General features: G+C 68.9%; 6 protein-coding genes. 1 reads left to right on the forward strand and 5 read right to left on the reverse strand.

Annotated elements, in window-relative coordinates; genetic code table 11:
* Positions 1 to 255: 255 nt before the first annotated feature.
* The 5 genes from AC08OV_RS17620 to AC08OV_RS17640 all read right to left on the reverse strand — a co-directional run bounded on the left by AC08OV_RS17620 (position 256) and on the right by AC08OV_RS17640 (position 4,736).
* Entirely contained in the window at positions 256 to 1,086 is an 831-nt protein-coding gene (locus tag AC08OV_RS17620; protein WP_476614221.1) for an SDR family NAD(P)-dependent oxidoreductase, read from the reverse strand.
* A 479-nt stretch (positions 1,087 to 1,565) separates the two neighbouring features.
* On the reverse strand, positions 1,566 to 2,177 hold the full coding sequence (locus AC08OV_RS17625) for an MFS transporter (protein WP_476614220.1): 612 nt from the start codon (positions 2,175 to 2,177) through the stop codon (positions 1,566 to 1,568).
* A gap of 41 nt (positions 2,178 to 2,218) precedes the next feature.
* Positions 2,219 to 2,965: a hypothetical protein gene (locus AC08OV_RS17630; RefSeq protein ID WP_476614219.1), complete on the reverse strand. Its 747-nt coding sequence runs from the start codon at positions 2,963 to 2,965 to the stop codon at positions 2,219 to 2,221.
* Positions 2,966 to 3,006: 41 nt separating this feature from the next.
* On the reverse strand, positions 3,007 to 3,723 hold the full coding sequence (locus tag AC08OV_RS17635) for an AfsR/SARP family transcriptional regulator (protein WP_476619966.1): 717 nt from the start codon (positions 3,721 to 3,723) through the stop codon (positions 3,007 to 3,009).
* Between the two features lie 155 nt (positions 3,724 to 3,878).
* Positions 3,879 to 4,736 (reverse strand): SDR family oxidoreductase, encoded by an 858-nt coding sequence (locus AC08OV_RS17640; protein ID WP_476614217.1) that lies wholly within the window; start codon positions 4,734 to 4,736, stop codon positions 3,879 to 3,881.
* A 136-nt stretch (positions 4,737 to 4,872) separates the two neighbouring features.
* Here AC08OV_RS17640 and AC08OV_RS17645 point away from each other — a divergent pair.
* The coding region (locus AC08OV_RS17645; RefSeq protein ID WP_476619967.1) for a TetR/AcrR family transcriptional regulator at positions 4,873 to 5,347 on the forward strand (475 nt) is incomplete at its 3' end.

Consider the following 5,347-nt stretch of genomic DNA (forward strand, 5'->3'; position numbering starts at 1 on the left):
GCCCTATCGGCCGGGGCGACCCTCGTCACCGAACTCGAAAAGCTCGGCTACACCGTCACCATCGAACCCGCAGCCTGACCCCAGACCCCCAGGATCAGCATTCCGCACGCGCGGACCAACCGGCACCGGGTCCCCGCGTGATCCCGCATGCCCTGACCCAGCCCCTCCGTGGTCCGGTAATTTACTCCTCAGCCGGTTGATGCCGTACTCCACGGCGTGGCACCACCTACCGGCTGCGCTCGGCCCGGGGCGTGGTCAGCTTCGCCGGCCAGCACAGCCGGGAGTGGCCGCCGGCGCTGGTCGCCGTCCGGGCCAGCTGGTACTGGACGCCGGTGAGCTGTTCGGAGATGTGCCACGGCTGGCGGGCGGTGGCGGTGTCGTGAAAGGCGCGCTCCCGCCGGCGCGGGATGGGTTCTCCGCGCAGCTGCAGTGGTCCGTCGGGCACGATGTAGCTTCCGCCTGGCAGGTCCGGCATGGTCGCGGCATACAACGACGTCTTGGCACCCTCCGGAGTGGGGCGGAAAGCGAGGCGTACCAGGCGAAATAGAGGTTGGCACGCTTGGACTGGAGATAGGCGGACACACTGCGGTAACGGCGCTCGGCGTTGAGATTCTCCAGGTCGAGCCGTGCAAACCGCTGACCTTCGCTGCTGACGGTGACGACCCGCGGGTCCGGCGCGGCGAGCAGCCAGGGCATCAGCAGGCCGGTGAGCGCGAAGGTGCCGAGGTGGTTGATGCCGAACTGTGACTCGAAGCCGTCCGCGGTGTGCGAGCGCGGGATCATCGCCACACCTGCGTTGTTGATGAGCAGGTCCAGCCGGTCGTGATCCCAGGTGGCGGCGAAGATGCGGATGGACGCCAGGTCAGCCAGATCGAGCCGGCGCACCTCGGCGCGGGCCCCGGGTACCTCGGCGCGCAGCCGCTCCCGGACCTCCAGCCCGCGTTCACGGCTGCGGCACGCGAGGACGACCCGTGCGCCGTGGCGGGCGAGCTCCCGGGCGGTCACGTACCCGATGCCGCTGTTGGCGCCGGTCACCACGGCCAGACGCCCGGACTGGTCGGGCAGTGCTGACGGTGTCCATGCCACGAGCGGGCCCTGCCCGCGTGCCGGTCGTGCTACTCGGAGGCCGGTTCGAGGATTGCAGGCCACAGCGTTCCTTTCCCAGTCGGCAGGGGTCTCTCGGCCTGCGGGCAGCGGAGGTCTGCTGCCCACAGCAGCTGGCAACAGTCCCCATGATCGCAACTAAAAGTTGCGCTACGGTCCAGCATGCACAAGGGCCGAACTCATTGCAACCAGGAGTTGCGATGAGTTCGGGATCACGCTCCACCTGTGCCGTGCCTACCGGCGGGCATAAGCGGAATGTCCAGGTGTCGGCACATGCCGCGACGCTGGCGAGCTCCTGCCTAAAGGGGTGAGCCACATGCGTCTGGCCGACTGGCATCGTGCGCGCCAGCCGGCCAGGCGGAGAGCCCGGTAGGGCCCCGGTTGGGCCAGGATTGGCCCGGTTCTCGGTGTTCTCTTCGATCTGCGGGGCCTGCGCTCAGGGCCGCGCGGTGCCCCGTCCCTCAGCTGGCTCCGGGGCACGGTCGACGCCGGGCCCCAAAGCGTCCGCGCCGTGGTGCGCGGGCCGGCCGCCGGGCATCCCGACCAGCGCGGAGACGGCCGCCACGAATGACACCGCGGCGGCGACGATGATCGCGATGTCCATCCAGCGGGCCGATCGGCAGGCCGAGACTCACCCCCGCCGACCAGATCGCCAGCGCGCGGGCACGCTCCGCGGGCGCGAAGAGGACCGACAGCATTGACAGCGAGACCGGCATGATGATCGCCGCGCCGACGCCCATGACCGCGCGTGCCGCGATGAGCTGACCGGCACTGTCTGCGACCGTCGCGCCCGCGGAGGCGAGCCCGAACAGGACCAGGCCGGCGAGCAGCACTCTGCGACGGCCGAGCCGGTCGGCGACGACGCCGAAGAAGAGCATCAAGCCGGCGAACACCAGCAGATAGGCGTTGAAGATCCACTGGAGCTGGCTGTTCGTGGTGCGCAGCGACTCCGCCAGTTCGGGAAGAGCCACGTACAGGACAGTAGTGTCCAGCCCGATCACCAGCAGGCAGACGACCAGCGCGGCCAGCGCCCACCACCGCCGTTGATCCGTCCATATCGCTGTCGTGGACATGGGGATTACCTCATTCCTGTTCGGGGAGACGACGTCGAAACTCAGGGCGCCCCGGATTGGCCGGCTGCGCTCGTGGATCGGTGCCAGACCACGTCACCGCGTCCGCGGCCGGGCGGCTCCTCCGCCTTCGCGCACTCCGCAGCGAAGAGGTCGACCAGTACGTGGAAGCGATAGAGGCAGGCGTCCACCTTTTCCATCAGGTGATCCCGGACCAGCACGCCGAGGGTTCTTCGCGCCTCGTCGTGGGAGGTGCCTGCTATGGCTGCCACGGCGGGAACGGTGAACTCCCGCCGTGGTAGCCGGCCAAGCAGCCGAAAAATGCGGGCGGCCTCGGCCGGTAGGGCTCGGTACGACGTCGAAAGAACACATCGCAGGTTGGTCGCGGCGTCGCCAGCCACAGTGAAGTGGTCGAGCTTCTCGCTGCGAGACCCGTAACTGGTCAGAAAACCGGAGACAGATATCCTCGGATCCTCGACGAGAGATTCCGCTGCGATGCGCAACGCCAGCGGAAGATGCCCGCAGTGCTGGGCGAGGCGGGCGGCGGCGCCCTGGTCCTCACGCAGCCGGTCATCGTTGACGAGAAACGAGAGCAACTGGACGGACTCGGCCGGCGACAGATGCGACAGCTTGATTCTGATCGCTCCGTCGATGACGACAAGGATGGGGCTGGACTCGGCCTGCGGGCGGTCCGGCGCGAGGATGCCCCGCAGCCGCTCCCGCTCGTCGGCGCGGCCGACGAAGCCTCGTACCCTGGGCGGGAGCTGCACCGCCAGAGACACCGGTGCCACCGATACCTCCGGTGCCACCGATACCACCACCGGCGACGCCGTCACCGCGGACAGCGCCTTTGGGTCGCTGGGTGCCAGGCTCTCCGCCGGCGGTGAACCGGCGGCGCGGGCCAGGCCCTCCGGCCGCACCGGTAAAGCGCGAGCATGAGCAGCCAGTGCAGCTTCTCGCACAGCGGCTCCCTGGCCACCCACTCGGACAGCGTCGGGATCATCGTTGCGTCCTGGCCGACGGCCAGCATGGCGTCGGCCCATTCCGCCAGGACGCCGAGCCGCTTTCCCTGCAGGCGGGCGCGTTCGTCCTCCGCAAAGGGTTCCGGGATCTTCGCGAAAGCCTCTCCCTGCCAGAGGTCCAGGGCGGTGCCGAAAGCCTCGGCGGCTGGCCGGTCGCCTCGGGCAACCAGCCAGCGGGCTTCCGTCGCACGCTTGTCGAACAGGCCGATATCAAGCTCCTCCGCGCCGATCACGAGCGCGTAGCCGCCTGCCGTCGATACAATGACGCTTCCGGACTCCCGGCACCTGCGGCCGGGTTCGAGGGTGCGTCGGAGCCCGGCGACATAGGTATGCACGCAATTACTTGCGGAGGACGGTGCGGCGTTCCCCCAGACCGCGTCGATGATTTCGTCGACCATCAGCACGCTTGTTCTTCTGCTGGCGAGCAGCACGAGCACAGCTCGCTGTTTCGGTGGTCCCAGTCGCAGCTCCCGGCCGTTGTGCCATCCCCGCACCGCACCCAGCATTTCCAGTCGGATGTTCGACACCCCGGATCTTGACATAGTCGACACCTTCACGATGCTGCCCGCGACTTATTCTGTTTGTCGGCTTGAGTCATGTACTAAACACGTCGGAACATGCCGATTCCGCTATGACGACCGGCGGTACGCCGGGGTGCTGAGGACGGGTGTCCGGCGGGCCATCAGCCTGCGGACCAGGCCTCACTGTGCCGCCACAGGAGCCGGCCCAGTTCCTGCGTCGCGACCGGGCTCTGCGGCCGCTCCCGGCAGTTCTCGTAGTACTGGCCGCTGCGTTCGGCGAGCTCGGCCGCGGTGGCGCAGCAGACCGGAGTGCGGGCCCCGTCGCGGGTGGACAGCATGGACCGCGTGACAAGCGATCGGATGGGCCAGGGCAGCACCCGCCAGATGTCCGACGCCACGACTCCGGGGTGCAGGGCGTAGGTGGTGACCCCCCGGCCGGTGATCCGCCTAGCCAGCTCCTGGGCGAACAGGACGTTGCAGAGCTTGGAGACGGCGTACTCCCGGGAACCGGTCAGCGTCCTCGTCGGGCGGCGTAGCGCGGGGAAGTCGATGCCGCGCGCGTTGAGATGACTCGCGCTGGACAGGACGACCACGCGCGCGGGCGCGCTGCTCGTCAGCCGGTCGAGAAGTGCCTGGGTCAGCAGGAAGTGACCGAGGTGGTTGACGCCGAAGGCCATCTCGAAGCCATCCTGGGTGACGCCCCGGCGCCCGGCGACCCCTGCGTTGAGGATCAGGCCGTGCAACGGTTCATCGAGGCGGAGAAACAGCTCGGCGCAGTGCCGTACGGAGTCGAGGTGCCCCAGGTCCAGGGGGAGGCACGCCACAGTGGCGTTGCCGGTGGTCCGGGCGATGTCCGCGGCGGCGGCCCGGCCCCGCTGCGTCGAGCGGCAGGCGAGCACCACGCGGCCACCGCGATCGGCGAGCGCCCGTGCGGTCTCGAGACCGATGCCGGTGTTCGCGCCGGTAATGAGGTACGTGCGGCCCCCGAGATCCTTCTTGCCGTTGATCGCTTCTTCCAAGGGGCTCTCCCCGCGTCGATGGACTGGCGAGCCTCGCCTCGCCGTGACCGAGCGGCGGGCCGGTTTCTCTGCAACATCATGTTGCGATAGCGTCATCATTGCACTTGAAGTGCCTACAACGCAACAAGGAGTTGCTTTGGCTCTCGCTCCCGACGGTCACGCTCGCGACAGTCATGCCGCACAGAACGGGCGGAACGGGCGGAAGCGGATCGGGCAGAACGGTCCGGACGAGCCGGATGAGCGGGACACCCCGCGTCCAGTCGGCCGCGGCCAGAAGCTGCGCGCCGCCGTGCTCGCGGCGACCGTGGCCGAGCTGACCGAACGAGGGTACGGCGAGCTCTCGGTAGAAAACGTCGCGGCCCGGGCCGGTGTGCACAAGACGTCCATCTACCGTCGCTGGGGAGACCGGGAGAGCCTGGTTGTCGACGCGCTCACCGAGCATGTCGCCGCCGACCTGCTGATTCCCGACACCCAGTCGATCGCGACCGACCTGCGCGAGCTCGCCCGCGCCCTGGTCGCGCTGCTGACCACGCCCACCGGTCAGGCAATCCTCGCGGCGATGCTCTCGGAGACGGTGCGGATCCCGAGGCTCGCGCAAGCCCGCCGCGCCG

The sequence above is a fragment of the Frankia sp. CeTa3Moorea genome, assembly GCF_978021225.1.